Origin of the sequence: Dysgonomonas sp. 521, from assembly GCF_010501055.1 — a bacterium.
Classification (GTDB): Bacteria; Bacteroidota; Bacteroidia; order Bacteroidales; family Dysgonomonadaceae; genus Dysgonomonas.
The window spans coordinates 1-20,281 of sequence record NZ_QVMO01000017.1 but is presented as its reverse complement, the minus strand read 5'-3'; the positions used below and the strand labels follow the sequence as shown (position 1 = coordinate 20,281).

Here is a 20,281-nt window from a genome sequence, read left to right as displayed (position 1 = left end):
TGAACCCTTTTCGCTATAATATCAATTGATATTGTATTTACTTGTTATCTCCTGAAAGTTTTTCTTTCAGTGCGGCCAGTTCTTCAATATCACCCAGTGTAGTTTTTTCTACGTTAGACGATTGAATAGGTGCATCTGATTGTTCTTTCTTAGCAGATCTTTTTGCTTTCTTCTCAGCTGCGGCTTCTTTCGCTTCAGGTCTTTCATCTTCGAAAGTGCGGCTGTGAGAAACGATGATTCTCTTAGAATCTTTGTTGAACTCGATTACTTTAAAGTCAAGTTTTTCGTCAACTTTAGCAGGAGAACCGTCTTCTTTTACCAGATGTTTCGGAGTAGCGAAACCTTCAACACCGTAAGGAAGAGAGATTACAGCGCCTTTGTCTACCATTTCAACAACTGTTCCTTCGTGGATAGAACCTACTGTAAAGATAGTTTCGAATACATCCCAAGGATTTTCTTCAAGTTGTTTGTGGCCTAAGCTTAAGCGGCGGTTTTCTTTATCTATTTCGAGTACCTGTACTTCGATATCAGCACCTATAGAAGTCACTTCGCTAGGGTGTTTGATTTTCTTAGTCCAAGAAAGGTCTGAAATGTGGATCAATCCGTCTACGCCTTCTTCTATTTCAGCGAATACACCGAAGTTAGTGAAGTTGCGTACTTTAGCGGTATGCTTGCTGCCGATAGGATATTTTTCTTCGATATTTTCCCATGGATCCGGTTTCAGTTGTTTGATACCAAGAGACATTTTGCGCTCGTCACGGTCGAGTGTAAGTACTACAGCTTCTACCTCGTCGCCTACTTTCATGAAGTCTTGCGCGCTGCGCAGGTGCTGCGCCCAGCTCATTTCCGAAACGTGGATCAATCCTTCTACGCCCGGAGCGATTTCGATAAACGCGCCGTAGTCAGCCATAACTACAACTTTACCTTTCACTTTATCACCAACTTTAAGGTCAGCGCTAAGAGCATCCCAAGGATGAGGAGTAAGCTGTTTCAAGCCGAGAGCGATACGTTTTTTGTCATCATCGAAGTCAAGGATAACAACGTTGATTTTCTCGTCCAGTTTAACCACTTCTTCAGGATGTTGTACACGTCCCCAAGAAAGGTCTGTGATGTGGATAAGTCCGTCTACGCCGCCAAGGTCGATAAACACACCGTAAGAAGTGATGTTTTTAACTGTACCTTCAAGTACCTGGCCTTTTTCAAGTTTCGAGATGATATCTTTTTTCTGTTGTTCAAGTTCAGCTTCGATAAGCGCTTTGTGAGATACAACAACGTTTTTAAATTCGTGGTTGATTTTCACTACCTTGAATTCCATAGTTTTACCTACAAATACATCGTAGTCGCGGATTGGTTTCACGTCGATCTGTGATCCCGGCAAGAATGCTTCGATACCGAATACGTCAACGATCATACCACCCTTCGTACGGCATTTAATGTAACCCTTGATAATTTCATCTTTTTCAAGTGCTTCGTTCACACGATCCCAAGAGCGTGTAGCGCGAGCTTTCTTGTGAGAAAGGATCAATTGTCCTTTTTTGTCTTCCTGGCTTTCGATGTAAACTTCTACTTCGTCGCCGATTTTCAGATCAGGGTTGTAACGGAATTCATTCATTGATACAATACCGTCTGATTTGTAACCGATATTAACTACGACTTCGCGCTTGTTCATAGCAGTTACTTTACCCATTACCACTTCTTTGTCGTTTACTTTGTTCAACGATTGGTCATAGGTTTCTACAAGTTCTTCTTTGCTCTTGCCTGTGTAAGAGTCTCCTTTTTCGTACGCGTCCCAGTCGAAATCTGCAACCGGTTGTACATTTTTTAAGTTATCAATCATTTAAAAATGATCTGGCACCAGTCCTGATCAGTATCATTAAATAGTTAAACATTCTTTGCTTAAAAAGCGGTGCAAAGATATTGTTTTTCAATATATAAAGCAATGTTTTTAACTGAAAAATGAAAAGTATTTAGCCTGAGGTAACGTTTATACATATTATTCATGCGAATCAGGGGTTGCTTAGGGTTGCAGTATACTATTATAAATCAATCTTCTGTTTTGCAGTCAGGGTTCTAAGTCCACGAAGTGGGCTAATATGGATAACTACGGGTAAAACCCGTGGTTATCCACTTTCAGTCCCTTCGGGACAATAAGTTACTGTGCTTTTTAACCCTTGATTCGCATTATTAACGAAAAGTATTGATTTAATATTTAACCTGTCATTTTGTCACTACTATACCTTTGGCAAGTAATTTGAATTATTAAAAACAAACAGAAATACAAACATAGGAACTTAATAAATAAAAAAGCAAAAACGTTAAATATATGAATCTCAATGATTATACAATAAAATCCCGTGAAGCCTTACAAAAGGCTATCGAGATAACAAAAGAAAAAGGACAACAGGCTATTGAACCTGCCCATATCCTCCTCGGAGTGATAATGACAGGAGAAAGTGTAGTGAATTTTCTTTTCCAAAAGTTAGGGGCTAATCCCGGACATCTGACTTCAATCCTCAGCAAGGATATCGATTCTTATCCGAAAGTATCGGGTGGGGGCGAAGCCTATCTGAGCAGGGAGAGTAACGCTGCTCTGGAGAAGGCGATGGATTATGCCAAAAAGATGGGCGACCAGTTTATCTCCATCGAGCATCTGTTGTTAGGTTTACTGTCCGGAAACAGTTCGGCCGCACGTATGCTGAAAGATGCCGGTATTTCCGAAAAGGAGCTGCAACAGGCTATCAATGAACTCCGCAAAGGGAGCAATGTGACCAGCGAGGCAGCAGAAGATACATACCAATCGTTAGAAAAATATGCTATCAACCTGACGCAAAGGGCAAAAGACGGTAAACTCGATCCTGTTATCGGCCGTGATGAAGAAATACGCCGTGTACTACAGATACTTAGCCGCCGTACGAAGAATAACCCGATACTTATAGGAGAGCCGGGTACAGGTAAAACGGCGATTGCCGAGGGGCTTGCCCACCGTATCGTACGAGGAGACGTGCCCGAGAATCTGAAAAGTAAACAGATATACTCGCTTGATATGGGTGCCCTGATTGCCGGAGCAAAATACAAAGGTGAGTTTGAAGAACGCCTGAAATCGGTGGTTAATGAGGTAGTTAAAGCCGAAGGGGAGATAATCCTTTTCATAGATGAGATACATACCCTTGTAGGCGCGGGTAAAAGCGAGGGGGCTATGGATGCCGCCAATATCCTGAAGCCGGCGCTTGCCCGTGGCGAACTTCGTTCTATCGGGGCGACAACGTTGGATGAATATCAGAAATATTTTGAAAAAGATAAAGCGCTTGAACGCCGTTTCCAGGTGGTTATGGTGGACGAACCTACCGAACTGGATGCAATCTCCATCCTGCGCGGACTGAAAGAAAAGTATGAGAACCATCATAAGGTACGTATCAAAGATGAGGCCATTATTGCGGCGGTACAGTTATCGAGCCGCTACATAACAGACCGATTTTTGCCGGATAAGGCTATCGACCTGATGGACGAGGCGGCAGCCAAACTTCGTATGGAAGTAGACTCCGTGCCCGAAGAACTGGATGAAAAGAGCCGCCGTATCAAGCAACTGGAGATCGAACGTGAGGCTATCCGCCGCGAAAACGATACACTGAAAGAGGCGGAACTTACGAAGGAAATCAGTAAGCTGAAAGAAGAAGAGACCGGGCTCAAAGCTAAATGGCAGTCCGAACGTGAAGTCATTAATAAGATACAGCAGGATAAGGTTGATATAGAGAATGCCAAGTTCGAGGCGGATAAAGCGGAGCGCGAAGGCGACTATGGAAAGGTAGCCGAATTGCGTTATGGTAAGATAAAAGACCTGGAAACTGATATAGAACGCTTGCAGTCTCAGTTGCACGATATGCAGGGTAGTCAGGCGATGGTAAAGGAGGAAGTTGATTCTTACGATATTGCCGATGTCGTTTCCCGTTGGACAGGTATTCCGGTCAACAAGATGCTGCAAAGTGAAAAAGAGAAACTGCTGAATCTGGAAGACGAACTGCACAAGCGTGTTATTGGGCAGGATGAGGCTATTTCGGCTGTGTCGAACGCTATTCGCCGTAGCCGAGCAGGATTGCAAGACCCAAAACGTCCTATCGGTTCGTTTATCTTCTTAGGTACGACCGGTGTTGGGAAAACCGAATTGGGAAAGGCGCTGGCAGAGTTCCTGTTCGATGACGAGAATATGCTGACCCGTATAGATATGAGTGAATATCAGGAGAAATTCAGCGCTACACGCCTTATCGGGGCGCCTCCGGGATATGTGGGTTATGATGAAGGAGGGCAGTTGACTAATGCTATCCGCCGCAAACCGTATTCGGTTATCTTATTTGATGAGATAGAAAAGGCGCATCCCGATGTGTTCAATGTCTTGTTGCAGGTATTGGACGATGGGCGGTTGACTGATAATAAAGGGCGTGTGGTAAACTTCAAGAACACAATTATCATTATGACCTCTAATATGGGCTCGCCGCTTATCCGTGAAAATTTTGCGGGTATCACACCTAACAATCATGACGAAGTGGTTGAAAAGACCAAGAAAGAGGTTTTGGATATGCTGAAAGTAACTATCCGTCCCGAATTCCTGAACCGTATAGACGAGGTTATCATGTTTGAACCATTGAACCTGAAAGAGATCGAACAGGTTGTCCGTATTCAGCTCGGCAGTGTGATAAAGATGCTGAAAGGCAATGGAGTAAAACTCGAATTCACCGATGCCGCCATTGACTGGATTGCCCGGATGGGGTTTGATCCCGAGTTTGGTGCCCGCCCAGTAAAAAGGGTTATACAACGCATGGTCTTAGACCCTCTGTCAAGGCAATTGCTGGCAGGGACTATAGATAAATCTTCCCCGATTGTCATCGATATGAAGGATGGGGAATTAGACTTTAAGAATTAAGTTTAGAGCCTGTATAAATTTGGACGAATAAAATTTAAACAGGCTCTAAGTTGTTAAAATAATCGCCGTTTGGTATGGAAATAATTCAAAATAAAGGTCTTGATCTGTTAATGTTTAACGCCTTTCCTAAAGGGAATTTGTTCAATTTTTCCACAACGATACACGGAGGTGCCAGCACCGGGACGTATGCTTCTCTAAACCTTAGCCCTTATTCCGGGGATGATCCCGAAAGTGTGAATGAGAATCAGGAACATCTGGCAAATATAATTGGCATTTCTGTAGAAAATCTGTACTTACCCTATCAGACTCATAATGACCGGATTCAAATCATAGATGAAGCATTCCTGTACAAAAGCGATTTAGAAAAGGCAAGCCTGATGAATGGTGTCGATGCCCTGATTACAGACCGGAAAGATATTTGCATAGGAGTAACCACGGCCGACTGTGTACCCATATTGATATATGATACTAAACGGCATATCCTTGCGGCTGTACATGCCGGATGGAAGGGGACAGTGGCTAAAATCGTAAGAAAGACTATCCTGAAAATGATGGAGAGGTTCGACAGTAATCCCAAACATCTACTTGCCGGAATAGGCCCTTGCATCTCGCAGAAACACTTTGAGGTAGGGGAGGAAGTTGTAGAGGCTTTCATTCAGGCAGGTTTTTCAATCGGAGATATTGCTTACCGGAATCATGTAAGCGGGAAAATGCATATCAACCTTGAAGCCGCGAATGGACTTCTTTTAGCAGAAGCGGGAATCCCTATCGGTAATATCGAGAAAGCAGGTCTTTGTACATACTCTAATCCTGAGTTGTTATTTTCGGCGCGCCGGCAAACGATTCATTCCGGACGGATAGTAACAGGTGGGATATTATTGTAATTATTTTGTATTTTTGTTGGCTTGAATTATCTAAAACCGGATCAATAATGAATTCTATATTTTTCCCACCCGAGTGGTATCCGCAAAGTGCCGTACAACTAACATGGCCTCATCCCAAGACGGATTGGGGATACATGTTGGAAGAAGTGACGGCATGTTATGTAAATATAGCTACGGAAATACTGAAAAGGCAAAAGCTTATAGTCGTTTGCCATGATGCCGGATTGGTCAGATATGAATTGGGTAATAAAACAGATTTACTCCATAATCTTATATTGGTAGAACTACCAACTAATGATACGTGGGCACGCGACCACAGCGGTATATCTGTCTTTAACAAAGGGAAGAAGCAAGTCTATGATTTTACTTTCAATGGCTGGGGGCTCAAATTTGCCTCCAACTTTGATAACCGGATAACAAGAGGCTTGTTTAAGAATAATGTGTTTGGCCGCGATGTTGAGCTTATCAATAAAAAAGATTTCGCTTTAGAAGGCGGAGCATTGGAGTCGGACGGAAAAGGGACATTGTTGACAACTACTGAATGCCTGCTTTCTCCGAATAGAAATTCCTTTCTGCCGAAAGACGGGATAGAAGATTACCTGAAAAAAAGTTTCGGGCTGGACAGGGTACTTTGGCTAGACCACGGATATTTAGCCGGAGACGATACCGATAGCCATATAGATACACTTGCCCGCTACTGTGACGAGCATACGATAGCCTATGTAAAATGTGAAGATAAAGATGACGAGCATTACGAGGCATTATCGAAAATGGAAGAACAGCTGAAATCATTCACCGACTATCAGGGGAATCCATACCGGCTGATAACCTTGCCGATGGCAAAAGCCGTATATGATGAGGATAATGAAAGGCTTCCCGCTACTTATGCCAACTTTCTCATAATGAACGATGTCGTATTATTACCGTTTTATAATGATTTAGAAAAGGACAATCAGGCAAAGAAGCAGTTGCAGAAAGCGTTTCCTACACGGGAAATTATCGGGATCGACTGTTCCCCATTAATTCGTCAGCATGGCTCTTTACATTGTATAACAATGCAATATCCGGAAGGATTTATTTAATTATTCTATGAAAGATCAGAAAGCGCTACTATTAAGATGTATAAAGAATGATGTTCCGGCAATGGTGTTTTCCGGCAACGATATATTATTCTTACCTTTACTCAGGCAGTATTATCTGGATGCCGAAAAAGGAGGCTGTACTCAGGAATTTCTGGATGATATAAAATTAAGGATCGAAGAGTTTGAGAAGCATGTAGAAATGTCTCCGGATTCGATTAAATTACCGGATTAACGCCATCCCCTCTTCCTCCAAAGGGGGAAATAAGACCTGCAAGAGGGGTGGGGCTAACTTATAATAGATTATGAAAATAGGAATCATACAACAGGCAAATACACCTGATATACAAAAAAACATACAGGGGCTTAAAGGTAAAATAAGAAAGGCTGCGGAACAAGGCGCTCAACTTATCGTTCTGCAGGAATTGCATAATTCGCTTTATTTCTGTCAGGTAGAGGATACCGATATTTTCGATCTGGCCGAAACAATACCGGGACCGTCTACAGATGAATTCGGTACTTTGGCTAAAGAGTTGGGAGTGGTTGTCGTACTATCCCTCTTTGAACGCCGTGCTCCGGGATTGTATCACAACACAGCCGTAGTGATAGAAAAGGATGGTACTATCGCAGGTAAATACCGCAAGATGCACATACCGGACGATCCGGCCTATTACGAAAAATTCTACTTTACTCCCGGCGACTTAGGTTTTAAGCCCATTGAAACCTCTCTGGGTAAACTGGGTGTGCTGGTTTGCTGGGATCAATGGTATCCCGAAGCTGCCCGCCTGATGGCAATGGCAGGTGCCGATATGCTTATTTACCCTACAGCTATAGGATGGGAATCTACCGATACGGAGGAAGAGAAAGCCCGTCAGCTTGGCGCATGGGTTATCTCTCAACGTGGGCATGCCGTAGCAAACGGGCTACATGTAATTTCTGTAAACCGTACCGGATACGAGCCCGACCCATCGGGGCAGACAAACGGGATCACTTTCTGGGGAAACAGCTTTGTAGCAGGGCCACAGGGAGAGATACTACGGCAGGCATCCAACGACAAGGAAGAAGTACAGATAGTAGAAATAGACATGAAACGTTCGGAACAGGTACGCCGCTGGTGGCCATTTTTCCGCGACAGGCGTATCGATGCTTTCGGGGGTATAACGAAGCGGTTTATTGATTGAAGAAACACAAAACGATCGTATGCTAAAAACAGCGCTGGGGCTTTTATACCGGCTTGTAATGCAAAATCAGTCAAGGAGATGGGGACGAGAGACTGTTCCTGATATTTTAGATGTATTTTATCATTTTTGCTAGCCGAACCAACGGTCAGCGGAGCTAATTAGCGGGCTAAACCAAGAGTAAAAAGGGAATTGAAAATCGGCGGAGCCAAAAATACGCTAAAAAGAGCCTAAAAAAAATTGTAAGAACTATTGACCTGAACCTGTAATAAAAATTTTCGCTAAAATTGAAACAGGCTCTAAAAGGCTTGAGCCCTGAAAACAATATGGAACTTAACTATATACTGACAACAGAGGATTATCTGGAACTGCAACTGTATAATATGTCTCAGGATGAGAAATATAATAAGCGGCAAAAAATTGACCGTTTCCGTTTACCCGGATTATCCCTCCTCTTCGGTCTTATCCTTTTATTTGATGACTTGCACAGCATTCTGGCTTATGTCTTTATAGCTTCGGCCGTGTTGTTTTTCATTTTTTATCCGCAGTGGTCAGCTTGGTTCTACAAGCGGATGTGCAAGCGGCAGGTAAATGAGAATATGAAAGATTACTCACCCTATAATATAAAACTTTTATTGGGTAGCGATGTTATAGAAGTCGTCACACCCAGAGGCCATAGCTATTTTAATATACATGACATCAAGGATGTCACCGAGACAGGTAAATATTTTTTTATAATGATGAACCAGTTTGTTTGTATCGTTATTCCCAAAGAAAAAATTAAGGAAGTGGAAGAACTGGAGAAACAACTGGCAGTATATGAGGAAAACAACAATTTCCCGTTTATCCGGAATTTAAGCTGGCAATGGAAGTAATATTTTTTTAACTTATTTCATATTAGTCTGAATATTTAGTGCTAAAATGTAAAGTACAGTTTACATTTTTTGCTATATTTGCTCGATTTTTATAAAATCAGGATTTATCCTGACCTCGGTAAAGGGAATATAAACATATCATATATCATGGATTTAATTAAACAAATTGTAGAAAGGGCTAAAGCGAACAAACAGCGTATCGTGTTGCCTGAAGGAACAGAAGAACGGACAATAAAAGCGGCGGACGAGTTGCTTAATGACGGTGTTGCTGATATTATTCTTATCGGGAATGTGAAAGAGGTAAAAGACCTCGCGGCAAATCTCGGCCTGAAGAATATAGATAAAGCGACAATTCTCGACCCGCAGAATTATGAGAAGAAAGAAGTGTATACAAATCTTCTTTTCGAACTGAGGAAATCTAAAGGCTTAACAATAGAACAAGCCGCTAAGCTGGCAGAAGACCCATTGTACATAGCCTGTCTGATGATAAAGAACGGGGATGCTGACGGCGAAATAGCCGGAGCTAAAAATACAACAGGCGATGTGCTTCGCCCAGCATTGCAGATAATAAAGACAGCACCGGGGATCAGCGTGGTATCAGGTGCTTTTTTGATGTTTACCAGCCAGAAACAGTATGGTAAAGACGGATTGCTTGTCTTTGCCGATTGTGCCGTGACGCCGGATCCTACAGCATCCCAGCTAGCGGAGATCGCAGTGGCTACAGGGCGCACAGCAAAGGCGCTGGTAGGGGAAGAACCGCAAGTAGCCATCCTGAGTTTCTCCACAAAAGGTAGCGCGAAACATCCGATGGTAGATAAAGTAATAGAAGCTACACAACTGGCTCAGAAGATAGATCCTTCGATGAAAATTGACGGCGAATTACAGGCAGATGCGGCTCTCGTTTCGGCCGTAGGGAAACAAAAAGCGCCGGATAGCGATGTAGCCGGACACGCCAACGTGCTTGTATTCCCTTCGCTGGAAGTAGGGAATATAGCATACAAACTGGTGCAACGCCTGGGCGGAGCCGAAGCTGTAGGCCCAATTCTTCAGGGAATGGCTGCTCCGGTAAATGACCTGTCGCGCGGATGCTCGGTAAGCGATATATATAATATGGTCGCTATTGCGGCTAATCAGGCTATAGCAGCAAAAAAATAAAGATGTAAATTATGAATTATAAATTATGGATATGCCTGAGTGAAAACTCGTAATCTATAATTTACAATTCATAACTCCTAATTTAAAATAATTTATGGCAGAAATAATAGAACCTATCGAAGAGTATGGGTTAAGCACAAAACATAAAAAGAGGTCGCTCTTCTCTAAGATTGGAGTCGTGGGCTGCGGCCGCGATGGCAGGCATATTGTCAGTCTTATAGCATTGTCGGGTATGGAAGTAACATTTGTAGAAGTCTCCGACGAGAGGATACAGATAGCCTTCAGCGATATAGAAAACAGGCTGGATACCAAAATAGAGAACTGGGGGCTTACCCAGGGAGAAAAGCGTGCGACAATGGGACGCATCAAAGGTACGCTCAACTATCAGGATTTGAAAGATTGTGACTTCGTCATCGAATGTATCCGTTACGATGTAGACGGCGAACGAAGTACAGAACTGCGCAAAGAAGTCTTTCGCAATCTGGAACAAGTTCTGGCTCCCGATGCTATCATCGCTACCAACGCCACCACTGTTATCATCAGTGAATTGGCGGCAGACCTCAAATACAAAAGCCGTTGTATCAGCTTGCACTTCCCTGTGTCGCACACCGATGCGCGCCTGCTGGAAGTAGTAAGAGGCACGTTCACATCCGAAGAGGCTGTGCATAAGATGTACTACTTTGCGCACATGATAAAGCATACGGCAATACAAGTCCACGAAAGTAGCGGGCTGGTAAGTTTCCGTATGATGATAACCATGCTCAACGAAGCATGCCAGATATGGATGGAAAATGTAGCATCGATAGAAGATATAGATAAAGAATTTACCATTATTTTCGGGCAACGCTTCGGTATCTTCCAACTGGCGGATATTCTGGGTATCGAAAAGCTGGTAATGCTTATGGAAGATATGTTCCATGAATATGGAGATAAGAAGTACAAGGCTACACCGGTACTGTGGAGGCTGTTCAGGTCGAAGCAACTGGGTGTCTCTACAAAGCGGGGCTTCTATGTTTACGATGACGCAGGAAAAATTATTGGACCAAACGATTTAATTTAACGACATGAAGATATTAGTATTGAACTGTGGAAGTTCTTCTATAAAATATAAGCTTTTCGACATGGAAAGCAAAGCCGTAGTAGCACAGGGAGGGGTCGAAAAAATCGGATTGAAAGGTTCTTTTCTTAAGTTCCCGCTGGCAAACGGAGATAAAGTTGTTCTTGAAGGCGAAATCCTCGAACATCAGGCCGGTATAGAATACATATTAGGTGTATTGACGAGTAAGAAATACGGATGTATTGCTTCACTGGACGAAATAGACGCTGTAGGGCACCGTGTGGTACATGGAGGCGAAGAATTTAACAGCAGTGTGCGTATTACCCATGAGGTAATTAAGAAGATGGAAGAGTGTATAGAGCTTGCACCATTGCATAACCCGCCAAATCTGGCAGGTATCTACGCCGTAAAGGAGCTGATGGGCGATATTCCGCAGGTTGGCGTATTCGATACGGCGTTCCATCAGACCATGCCTCCAAAATCATATATGTATGGCTTGCCATACTCTCTCTACGAGAAATATGCGATTCGCCGTTACGGATTTCATGGGACGAGCCACAGGTATGTATCGCGCAAGGGATGTGATATATTGGGAGTACCTTTCGAAGAACAACGCATCATTACGGCTCATATAGGGAATGGCGGGTCGTTGGCTGCCATTGCCGGTGGTAAGTCTGTAGATACATCTATGGGGATGACCCCGGTAGAAGGCTTGCTGATGGGTACCCGTTCGGGAGACGTAGATGCCGGTATTGTTTCCTTTATCATGGAAAAGGAAAATATCGGTACACAGGCTATCTCTACTCTTGTGAATAAACATAGCGGGCTATTAGGAGTCTCGGGTGTATCGTCCGATATGCGCGAACTACGTGCCGCTATAGACGCAGGTAACGAGCGTGCCGCTCTGGCTTTTGATATGTTTGTACACCGTATTAAGAAGTACGTGGGAGCTTATGCAGCTGTGCTGGGAGGTGTAGACGTACTTATGTTTACCGGAGGAATTGGAGAGAACGCTTCGCCCGTTCGTGAGGAGGTCTGTAAAGGTCTGGAATATATGGGTATCGAACTTGATATAGATAAAAACAACGAAATTCATGGAGATGAGGCTGTTATCAGTACCCCTGATTCTAAAGTCACTGTGATGGTTGTTCCTACCGATGAAGAATATATGATAGCTTCGGATACAATGGAAATAGTGAATAGGTAGATTCTTTATTTGATATATAGTTCTTCAGGTAAAAACGGCACATCGATGTGCCGTTTTTTATTTCTTTATAATACACAAGGTTCTTTAACAATTTGGTTGGCAATTCGGAGGTCTCAGTTAAACAAATTTAAACGGTAAGAAATACACTCATTATTATTTGGAAGATAGCTTAGTAGGGCTTACATTTGTAATGTGTTTTTCATAGTATTAGATTTAAGGTTAACAATGAAGATTGGTTGTCGTGATGACAACCTTTTCTTTTTTATATACCTCCCATCGTTCAGAATGCCTTCGCACCCTTTTCGAAAACGTCATTCCTTCCCGCGATAAATTAAAATAAGCCCTTATTATATATGTTTTTTTGCTTGAAGTTTTTGTATCTTTACTAATACTTTTATGATTTATTAAAATGAGAATACAAACAGTTTCAGAAAAAGTATTTGAGGCTTTTAGTTGCAACCGATGGTTACTTGTGCATGAAAGCACAATGTCCTCACTAATTTCATATCTTGATTTAAAACTTATTGATGAGAAGCAATACTGGGGTAATAATACCCTTTTAGAGGAGAACACAAAAAAATTCAGTGCTGATAAATGGTATTTGCAGAATCTTGAAAAGTTTGTTATTTCTCCCGCAATAAATGAATGGCATATTGTAGATGCTATGTATCTTGATTTATTCTCTGATAAATTATGCAGAAAAATCTCGGATAAAAATATTGTATATGAATTTTACACCGATTTGTGGATGCCCATAATGTCTTATAGGATTTATAAAGAAAGTTTGTGTGTTCGTTCCTACGAATACTATATTGATTCTGACGGTAAGGATGAAGTCTCGGAATCGGGAGAGCCTTTCGATTTTGAAAAGATTGGTTTGCAAGAATTTACATCTGAATACGGATATGATTGTTTTTTTTATCCTTTAGCTGTTATGGATTTTCTGGGTATAAGATTGCAAGATATTGAAAACGCTTTTGGAAAAACATGTAGAACCTATGAATTACCGGAAGTTACTGTTGCAAAACTGATAAAACTTAATGAAGAAAAACTGAATACCTGAAAATAATCCTTGTTGATGCAAGTTTACAACTTGTACTTTTTAGTAACCAAGGGTCACTTTTTAAAAACTCATAAAATTAGCCCGATATTAATAACAGAATAAATGGACTTCAGAACAAGAATAGATATACCCAGATCCGGTTTAAGTATTTCGCATAAGAGCCATATTGTAATGATGGGCTCTTGTTTTATTGAGAATATAGGGAAACTCCTTATTGAGAATAAATTCGACGTAAACCTAAATCCATTTGGCATTCTTTACAATCCGCTTTCCATCAGCCAGGCTTTGAAGTTTATGATAGAACGGAAACGGTTTGACGAAACGGATATTTTCGAGCATCAAGGCCTTTATCATAGCTTCTGGCATCATGGCGCATTCTCCAATGTGGATAAAGTGACCTGCCTGTCTGCAATAAATGAAAGTATAGATAAGGCTGCCGACGACTTGCGCAACGCGGATGTTCTGTTTATAACATTCGGGACTGCTTATGTTTTCTATTCGAAAAAACAGGAAATAGTAGTAGGTAATTGCCATAAACTGCCCGCTTCCGATTTCGACCGTTACTGCCTTTCCGTAGAAGATATTGTAAACGAATGGGTGTCACTGATAAAAACTCTGAGGGAAATCAATCCCTTGCTGCAAATCATATTTACGGTAAGTCCAATCAGGCATCTAAAGGATGGCGCGCATGATAACCAGTTGAGTAAATCGGCCCTGTTGCTTGCTATTGATAAAATATGTGGGCAGGAGGATAGACTGCACTATTTTCCATCCTACGAAATCGTTCTGGACGAACTGAGGGATTACCGCTTCTACAACGAAGATATGATCCATCCCAATACGGTTGCAGTAAAATATATATGGGAACGCTTGTCAGTAACTTATTTCGATGAAGAAGCGCATCCGGTTATCGAAGAATGGCGGAAATTGTATCAGGCTCTCAATCATAGGCCAATAAACAAGGAGAGTGAAGAGTATAAGCATTTTTTAAGGCAAACTTTGTTAAAGCTAAAGGCATTCAATGAGAAATATCCATACATTTGCTGTACGGACGAAATATCAGATCTCGAAAGCAGATCATAAAATAAGCAGTAGTTAGAGTTTAATGATATATTTTAAAGTCGCGACACTCTGTTGTTATTTTACAAATAAAGTAATAAACAGGTCTGCGACCTCAAGGAAAGGGATAGTAAATGAAATATTCTATACAGAAGGTAGCTAAGATAACAGGCGCAATACCTGCCGACCTGAATGACGCCTCCATCAGTATTTTGCTAACCGATAGCCGTCAGGTATTCTTTCCTGACGAAACGTTATTCTTTGCTTTGACCACAAAGAACAATGACGGGCACAAATACATATCAGAATTGTATGAACTGGGGGTTCGCAATTTCGTTGTTTCCACGCTGCTGCCTGAATGGGATGAGTATAGTGACGCCAATTTCCTTGTTGTGGCCAATACCCTTTTTGCCCTGCAACGTTTAGCGGCATACCACCGCGGCCAGTTTAATATACCGGTTATAGGTATTACAGGCAGCAATGGGAAAACCGTTGTAAAAGAATGGCTATATCAGGTTCTTCATGAGAACTTCAATATTACGCATTCGCCCCGTAGCTATAATTCCCAGATAGGGGTTCCCTTGTCTGTCTGGCAGATGGACGACCACACCCAACTGGGTATATTCGAAGCGGGAATATCGCAACCCGAAGAGATGTCGAAGCTTGAATCTATTATCCGCCCCACTATCGGCATTTTTACCAATATAGGACAGGCACATCAGGAAGGCTTTAAGTCGATGAAGCAGAAATGCCTCGAAAAGCTGGAACTTTTTATCAACTGCGATGTCATCATTTGCGAAGAAGAGAACGAACTGATAGACGAATGCATGGAGATAGCCTGCCTGTCGCATAAGCGGCTCACATGGTCGCGCAAGGGATCAAGTAAAAGCCCGCTGTATATTATGAAGGTAGAAAAGCAAGGCGATTATACTACGATCCAGTATTCTATTCTGGGAATGGTTTCTAAATTTACGATTCCTTTCTCGGACAACGCGGCAATCGAAGACGCCATCCATGTACTGGCTACGGCGATTTACCTGCACTTGCAGTTGCCGGATATAAACGAGCGGATGTCTACTCTGGAACCGGTAGCTATGCGCCTGGATGTTCGTCAGGGGAAGAATAATTCCACATTGATAAACGACTCTTACAACTCGGATATAAATTCACTGAATATAGCCTTGGACTTTCTCGCGCAACGCGCTACCGACAGCCAGAAGAAGAAAACCCTGATAATCTCGGATATACCGCAGTCGGGGCTGGCTCTCAAAGAATTGTATTATCTGGCTTCCAATCTGGTTTTAAATAAAAAAATAGATTTACTGGTAGGTATAGGAAAAGAAATATCTGCACACAAAGAATTGTTTAAAGATACCGAAAACCATTTTTTTAATAGCACCGAAGATTTTATCCATTCCAATATATGGAGCGACTTTCAGGATATGTTTATCCTGCTGAAAGGCGCTCGTAGCTTCTCTTTTGAGAGTATAAACAAGCTGTTGGAAGTAAAGACCCATGAAACAGTACTCGATATTGACCTTGACGCTATCGTGCATAATTATAACTTCTACAGGTCGAGGCTAAAGCCTAAGACCAAGATGATTTGCATGGTAAAGGCCGATGGTTATGGTACAGGCGCGGCTGAAGTAGCCAAGACACTGCAATATCATAAATGCGACTATCTTGCCGTAGCCGTAGCCGAAGAAGGTGTTTTCCTGAGGAAACAAGGGATAAAAGTACCTATTATAGTCCTCAACTCCGAAGTAGGCGGCTTTGAAGAGCTGGCAACATATTCCCTTGAACCCGAGGTGTATAATTTCAGGATACTGGACGCCTTTATCAAAGAAGCCAAATTGCAGGGGATAACCAATTATCCTATACATATCAAGATAGATACGGGTATGCACCGTCTGGGATTTACCGAAGAGGATATCCCGACATTGATGGACAGGGTGAAGAGCCAGACAGGCGTACGCATCCAATCCATATTCTCGCATTTGGCCGCAAGTGAAAGCTGGAACTTCGATGATTTTACAGTGGAGCAAATAAAGACATTTAAGAAAATAGCCAAAGAGGTAGAAGAAAGCTGCCATTATCCTGTGATGAAGCATATCCTTAATTCTGCTGGAATAGAACGTTTCCCCGAAGAACAAATGGATATGGTACGTTTGGGAATCAGCCTGTATGGCGTAAGTGCGAGCGGGCTGGAGGGGCTTCGCAATGTATGTACCCTGAAAACGACAATACTACAGATAAAACACATCAAAGCCGGAGAAACGGTAGGTTACGGGCGCAAAGGACATTTCGATAAAGATGCCACAATAGCCACCATACGTATAGGATATGCCGATGGTATCAGCCGTCAGTTTGGCAATGGGGTGGGAGGTGTCCTCGTAAACGGGCACATCGTTCCTGTTGTTGGCAATATCTGTATGGATCTGACGATGATAGATGTGACCGGAGTAGCGGTAAAAGAGGGGGATTTCGTTACCATATTTGGAGAAAAATTGCCGGTAACCGAACTGGCAAAGAAAATAAATACGATTCCTTACGAGATACTGACTTCCATTTCCAACAGGGTAAAGCATATATATTATAAAGAATAGCTTAGAAGCTGTTTGGTTTATATGTTGTAAGTAAAGAAGTCATCTAGATTTTTTATTCTTCTTTCATTTTGTCATGCTGACGATAGGAAGCATCTCGTTTCTCAAGAGACATTTGGCTCCGCTTCGCTCTGCCGATTTGCAATTGGCTAACGCCGAACGGTGTTTCACTCCGTTCAAAATGACAAAGAGGGTATTTATTTCAAAATATTACCAAAATCGAAAAGTCTAGACGACTTCAAACTTGAAAAAATAACTTCAATTACATTAGTCGTTTTTACATACGCTTCGTTCCTGTGAATGTTATGCCGAGTCACGCAAAACGACTAATGAAATTGAACATATAACTTATCAATTACTGATTGACATGAATAATAAAATAGAAATTCTGGAACAAGATAAAGTTCAGCACATAGATGATTTTTATCTGACTTTTAAAAAGAAATTGGAGGAAATGCATACATTTCCTTCAGATTATATGTTTAAGTTTATCGTCACTTCCGAACAGAGCAATATAGCAAAAGTACACTCTATTTTTGAAAAAGCAAATGCAAGTTTCTCTATCAGGGATAGTAAAAACGGTAAATATTCAAGTATCACAGTTAAGACTTCGGTTAGTGATGCAGACGATGTTGTGATCTATTATAGGCAGGTTGCTGCTATAGAAGGGGTTATGATGCTTTAAGTCATTGATAAAGTTAGGATAATATAGGTATGCAATTTTCCGCCCTTTCGAAATAAATTACGCTTCACTCCATTGAGCCAACAGATAAAAAAGTAACAAAGGAAACCATAAAAAAAAGTGTCACCTTTGTCACTTTTTAACAATCGTCCCTTCTCTCCATCTTGTTTGACATAACGATTGAATGTATTTGGATTGTTTCGTATATTTGTAAAAAAACATATTATCATGAGACTATTACTTATCAGTAACTCCACAAATCCCGGGGAAGCCTATCTGGATTATCCGAAGTACAACATCAAAGAGTTTTTAGGGGAAAAGCCTGTAAAAGCATTATTTATTCCTTATGCGGCAGTAACGTTCTCGTATGACGAATATGAGGCGAAAGTAAACAATCGCTTTAAGGAAATAGGCCATAGCGTGGTTAGCATCCATCACTTCGACGACCCTAAAAAAGCTGTAGAGGAAGCCGAAGCTATCGTTGTGGGTGGCGGTAATACGTGGAAACTTGTCCGTATGATGCGTGATAACGGGATTATCAAAGTAATCAATAAACGTGTAAAGAAAGGGATTCCTTATATTGGCTGGAGCGCCGGCTCTAATGTGGCTTGCCCTACATTGCGTACGACAAACGATATGCCTATAATCGACCCGAAAGGCTTCGATGTGGCAAATCTGGTTCCTTTTCAGATCAACCCGCACTATCTGGACGTTAATCCGAAGAATCATGGAGGCGAAACCCGTGAAGACCGTATACGCGAATTTATTACGGAGAATCCGGATGTTTATGTTGTCGGCCTGAGAGAAGGTTCTATGCTGAACCTCGAAGGGAAAACCCTGAAGTTGATCGGTAAAAAACCGGCACGCATATTCAAGTATGGAGAAGAACCGAAAGAGCTGAAAGCAAAAGACGATTTCAGCTTCCTACTTAACAAGTAGTTTATCTATAGCTTTAGCACACTCATAGCCCTCTTGGTAGAGCGCAGTGAGTTTGTTTATGTCTTTCTCTATACGGTCTACAAGGATCGGTTTTTGCGGGCGGATTACAAAGATAGCATCCTCCTCTTCCAATTTGTCCACTAAATCCAGTTGGGCATTGTAAAGGCTGTTCCTATTACTCAGAGCCTGGCGCATAGCAGGGTATTTCCTGTAAATAAAAGAAGGTATCTTTATGTCTTTGCCTTCCTTGCGGTATCCTTTGTTTCGTGTAAGTATGACCACGTTTTTTTTATATCCCTGGTTTATCGCGCGTGATACAGGTATAGAGTCGCAGATGCCGCCATCGAGCATAGGCGTATTGTCCACATAGGCTATAGGACACATGATGGGCAGGCTGCTCGATGCCTTTGCGATGTCGATAACACGGTCTTTATCCGATTTCTCTTCATGATATTCAGCCTGTCCGGTAAGGCAGTTGGATGTAACCATCTCGAACCGGGTAGGCGACGCGAAATATGTGTTGTAATCGTAGGGGATAATATTCTCAGGGAATTCATGGAACAATAAGTCGAAATCCATGATATTCCGTTTCTTTATATAATGCTTGAATCCGATGTATCTATATTTTGCCAACAGGTCGATATTACTGTATTTCGCCCTGCCTCTTTGCCGGGAGACAAACGACAGCCCGTTGCAGGCTCCCGCGGATACACCTATAGCATACGGAAATTCGATATTGTTATCCATAAAGTAATCCAGTACGCCACATGTAAATACTCCGCGCATCCCCCCGCCTTCGAGTACAAGGCCTGTGTTTTTTGTGTCAATCATCAACTTTATTTTATAAAAGAGGTCTAAAGTTAGTGATTTTTTAAGAAAAAAGTTCTGTCCCTTTCACAAGGAACAGAACCCGAAATAAAAAAAGTAGTGTTGTGTGTATTAAAAAAATAGTACTATATGTGTGGTTTATTTGCTTGCTATTAGTCCGTTGTAGTCGTTGTTTACTTTAAATTGTTTTACTGTTAACAACTCTCCATTTATATCGTAAATATGAATCAGGTGTTGAGCTTTGGCAGACCATGTGGCTATTTGCTTATCCCATTCGGTGTAGATAAGGTTTACTAACTTGTGGTTGTCGGCGGTATATTCATACTCATATTTCTGGGTACCTACCCATCCGGTTGCATCGTCCCATATATAGTATGCAATAGTTCGTTATAAATAGATATAATTGATTGATTTTCAACAAAATAAGCATTAAATAACTTGGATAGTTCGCTGATTATCAATATCTTAGTAGATTGACCAAAATCTATAAAGTAATGACAACCAACGAATATCCAAATGCTAATGCATTTATACTTAATACTTTAAGTTCAGATATTTTTTCAAATATCAAGCAGACAAGAAAAAATTTTATATTCCACCTGCTAATGTTTTATTTAGGCATTAAAGGTAAAATAAATTTCTTGCAACTTGCTCGTTTTTCTCGGTACTGTGAACAATATTTTAGAATAAATTTCGAGAATATATTCAATTTTCAGGATTTTAATTTTACGCTTATTTCCATGCAGAAGATAAAAGA

At 41.6% G+C, this 20,281-nt stretch carries 17 protein-coding genes; 15 read left to right on the top strand and 2 right to left on the bottom strand.

Translation table 11 applies throughout. From position 1 onward, the window contains the following. Positions 1-37 precede the first annotated feature (37 nt). Complete coding sequence (gene rpsA / locus D0T84_RS07215; RefSeq protein ID WP_163307238.1) at positions 38-1,834, bottom strand: 30S ribosomal protein S1; 1,797 nt, start codon at positions 1,832-1,834, stop codon at positions 38-40. Between the two features lie 489 nt (positions 1,835-2,323). Here rpsA and clpB point away from each other — a divergent pair, with 489 nt between their 5' ends. From clpB to pepE, 14 genes are all read left to right on the top strand, one after another. Beyond that, positions 2,324-4,915: an ATP-dependent chaperone ClpB gene (gene clpB / locus D0T84_RS07210; protein WP_163307209.1), complete on the top strand. Its 2,592-nt coding sequence runs from the start codon at positions 2,324-2,326 to the stop codon at positions 4,913-4,915. Between the two features lie 74 nt (positions 4,916-4,989). After that, positions 4,990-5,799: a peptidoglycan editing factor PgeF gene (gene pgeF / locus D0T84_RS07205; RefSeq protein ID WP_163307208.1), complete on the top strand. Its 810-nt coding sequence runs from the start codon at positions 4,990-4,992 to the stop codon at positions 5,797-5,799. 44 nt (positions 5,800-5,843) lie between these two features. Continuing rightward, positions 5,844-6,881 carry an agmatine deiminase family protein gene (locus D0T84_RS07200; RefSeq protein WP_370525463.1) on the top strand — a complete coding sequence of 346 codons (1,038 nt, stop codon included), beginning with the start codon at positions 5,844-5,846 and terminating at the stop codon, positions 6,879-6,881. A gap of 7 nt (positions 6,882-6,888) precedes the next feature. Further along, entirely contained in the window at positions 6,889-7,113 is a 225-nt protein-coding gene (locus D0T84_RS07195) for a hypothetical protein (RefSeq protein WP_163307206.1), read from the top strand. A 70-nt stretch (positions 7,114-7,183) separates the two neighbouring features. After that, positions 7,184-8,059 (top strand): carbon-nitrogen hydrolase, encoded by an 876-nt coding sequence (locus tag D0T84_RS07190; RefSeq protein WP_163307205.1) that lies wholly within the window; start codon positions 7,184-7,186, stop codon positions 8,057-8,059. Positions 8,060-8,343: 284 nt separating this feature from the next. Then, entirely contained in the window at positions 8,344-8,931 is a 588-nt protein-coding gene (locus tag D0T84_RS07185; RefSeq protein WP_255495249.1) for a YcxB family protein, read from the top strand. 147 nt (positions 8,932-9,078) lie between these two features. Beyond that, positions 9,079-10,086: a phosphate acetyltransferase gene (gene pta / locus D0T84_RS07180; RefSeq protein ID WP_163307204.1), complete on the top strand. Its 1,008-nt coding sequence runs from the start codon at positions 9,079-9,081 to the stop codon at positions 10,084-10,086. Between the two features lie 94 nt (positions 10,087-10,180). Next, positions 10,181-11,146: a 3-hydroxyacyl-CoA dehydrogenase family protein gene (locus D0T84_RS07175; protein ID WP_163307203.1), complete on the top strand. Its 966-nt coding sequence runs from the start codon at positions 10,181-10,183 to the stop codon at positions 11,144-11,146. Positions 11,147-11,150: 4 nt separating this feature from the next. Continuing rightward, a complete protein-coding gene (locus D0T84_RS07170; RefSeq protein ID WP_163307202.1) occupies positions 11,151-12,350 on the top strand; it encodes an acetate/propionate family kinase in 1,200 nt (399 codons plus the stop codon). Positions 12,351-12,759: 409 nt separating this feature from the next. After that, on the top strand, positions 12,760-13,413 hold the full coding sequence (locus D0T84_RS07165) for a hypothetical protein (RefSeq protein ID WP_163307201.1): 654 nt from the start codon (positions 12,760-12,762) through the stop codon (positions 13,411-13,413). A gap of 102 nt (positions 13,414-13,515) precedes the next feature. Further along, complete coding sequence (locus D0T84_RS07160) at positions 13,516-14,496, top strand: GSCFA domain-containing protein (RefSeq protein WP_163307200.1); 981 nt, start codon at positions 13,516-13,518, stop codon at positions 14,494-14,496. 110 nt (positions 14,497-14,606) lie between these two features. Then, the gene (locus D0T84_RS07155; protein WP_163307199.1) at positions 14,607-17,078 is read left to right on the top strand and encodes a bifunctional UDP-N-acetylmuramoyl-tripeptide:D-alanyl-D-alanine ligase/alanine racemase; all 2,472 of its coding nucleotides are present in this window, start codon (positions 14,607-14,609) and stop codon (positions 17,076-17,078) included. Positions 17,079-17,442: 364 nt separating this feature from the next. Continuing rightward, positions 17,443-17,760, top strand: a complete 318-nt coding sequence (locus D0T84_RS07150; protein WP_163307198.1) for a DUF493 domain-containing protein — start codon at positions 17,443-17,445, stop codon at positions 17,758-17,760. A 225-nt stretch (positions 17,761-17,985) separates the two neighbouring features. Beyond that, complete coding sequence (gene pepE, locus D0T84_RS07145) at positions 17,986-18,696, top strand: dipeptidase PepE (RefSeq protein WP_163307197.1); 711 nt, start codon at positions 17,986-17,988, stop codon at positions 18,694-18,696. Here the strand turns inward: pepE and D0T84_RS07140 are convergent. Next, positions 18,682-19,527: a patatin family protein gene (locus tag D0T84_RS07140; protein ID WP_163307196.1), complete on the bottom strand. Its 846-nt coding sequence runs from the start codon at positions 19,525-19,527 to the stop codon at positions 18,682-18,684. The two genes, pepE and D0T84_RS07140, sit on opposite strands and share 15 nt — an antisense overlap. A 491-nt stretch (positions 19,528-20,018) precedes the next feature. On the opposite strand from D0T84_RS07140, the gene D0T84_RS22530 reads away from it, so the two are divergent. Beyond that, positions 20,019-20,281: hypothetical protein (locus tag D0T84_RS22530; RefSeq protein ID WP_370525460.1), on the top strand; the 263-nt coding region annotated here is incomplete at its 3' end.

Bases quoted from the DNA above. Each gene is read 5' to 3' on its own strand.
- clpB (WP_163307209.1), top strand. From the start codon at position 2,324: ATGAATCTCAATGATTATACAATAAAATCCCGTGAAGCCTTACAAAAG.
- pgeF (WP_163307208.1), top strand. From the start codon at position 4,990: ATGGAAATAATTCAAAATAAAGGTCTTGATCTGTTAATGTTTAACGCC.
- D0T84_RS07195 (WP_163307206.1), top strand. From the start codon at position 6,889: ATGAAAGATCAGAAAGCGCTACTATTAAGATGTATAAAGAATGATGTT.
- D0T84_RS07190 (WP_163307205.1), top strand. From the start codon at position 7,184: ATGAAAATAGGAATCATACAACAGGCAAATACACCTGATATACAAAAA.
- pta (WP_163307204.1), top strand. From the start codon at position 9,079: ATGGATTTAATTAAACAAATTGTAGAAAGGGCTAAAGCGAACAAACAG.
- D0T84_RS07175 (WP_163307203.1), top strand. From the start codon at position 10,181: ATGGCAGAAATAATAGAACCTATCGAAGAGTATGGGTTAAGCACAAAA.
- D0T84_RS07170 (WP_163307202.1), top strand. From the start codon at position 11,151: ATGAAGATATTAGTATTGAACTGTGGAAGTTCTTCTATAAAATATAAG.
- D0T84_RS07165 (WP_163307201.1), top strand. From the start codon at position 12,760: ATGAGAATACAAACAGTTTCAGAAAAAGTATTTGAGGCTTTTAGTTGC.
- D0T84_RS07160 (WP_163307200.1), top strand. From the start codon at position 13,516: ATGGACTTCAGAACAAGAATAGATATACCCAGATCCGGTTTAAGTATT.
- D0T84_RS07155 (WP_163307199.1), top strand. From the start codon at position 14,607: ATGAAATATTCTATACAGAAGGTAGCTAAGATAACAGGCGCAATACCT.
- D0T84_RS07150 (WP_163307198.1), top strand. From the start codon at position 17,443: ATGAATAATAAAATAGAAATTCTGGAACAAGATAAAGTTCAGCACATA.
- pepE (WP_163307197.1), top strand. From the start codon at position 17,986: ATGAGACTATTACTTATCAGTAACTCCACAAATCCCGGGGAAGCCTAT.
- D0T84_RS07140 (WP_163307196.1), bottom strand. From the start codon at position 19,527: ATGATTGACACAAAAAACACAGGCCTTGTACTCGAAGGCGGGGGGATG.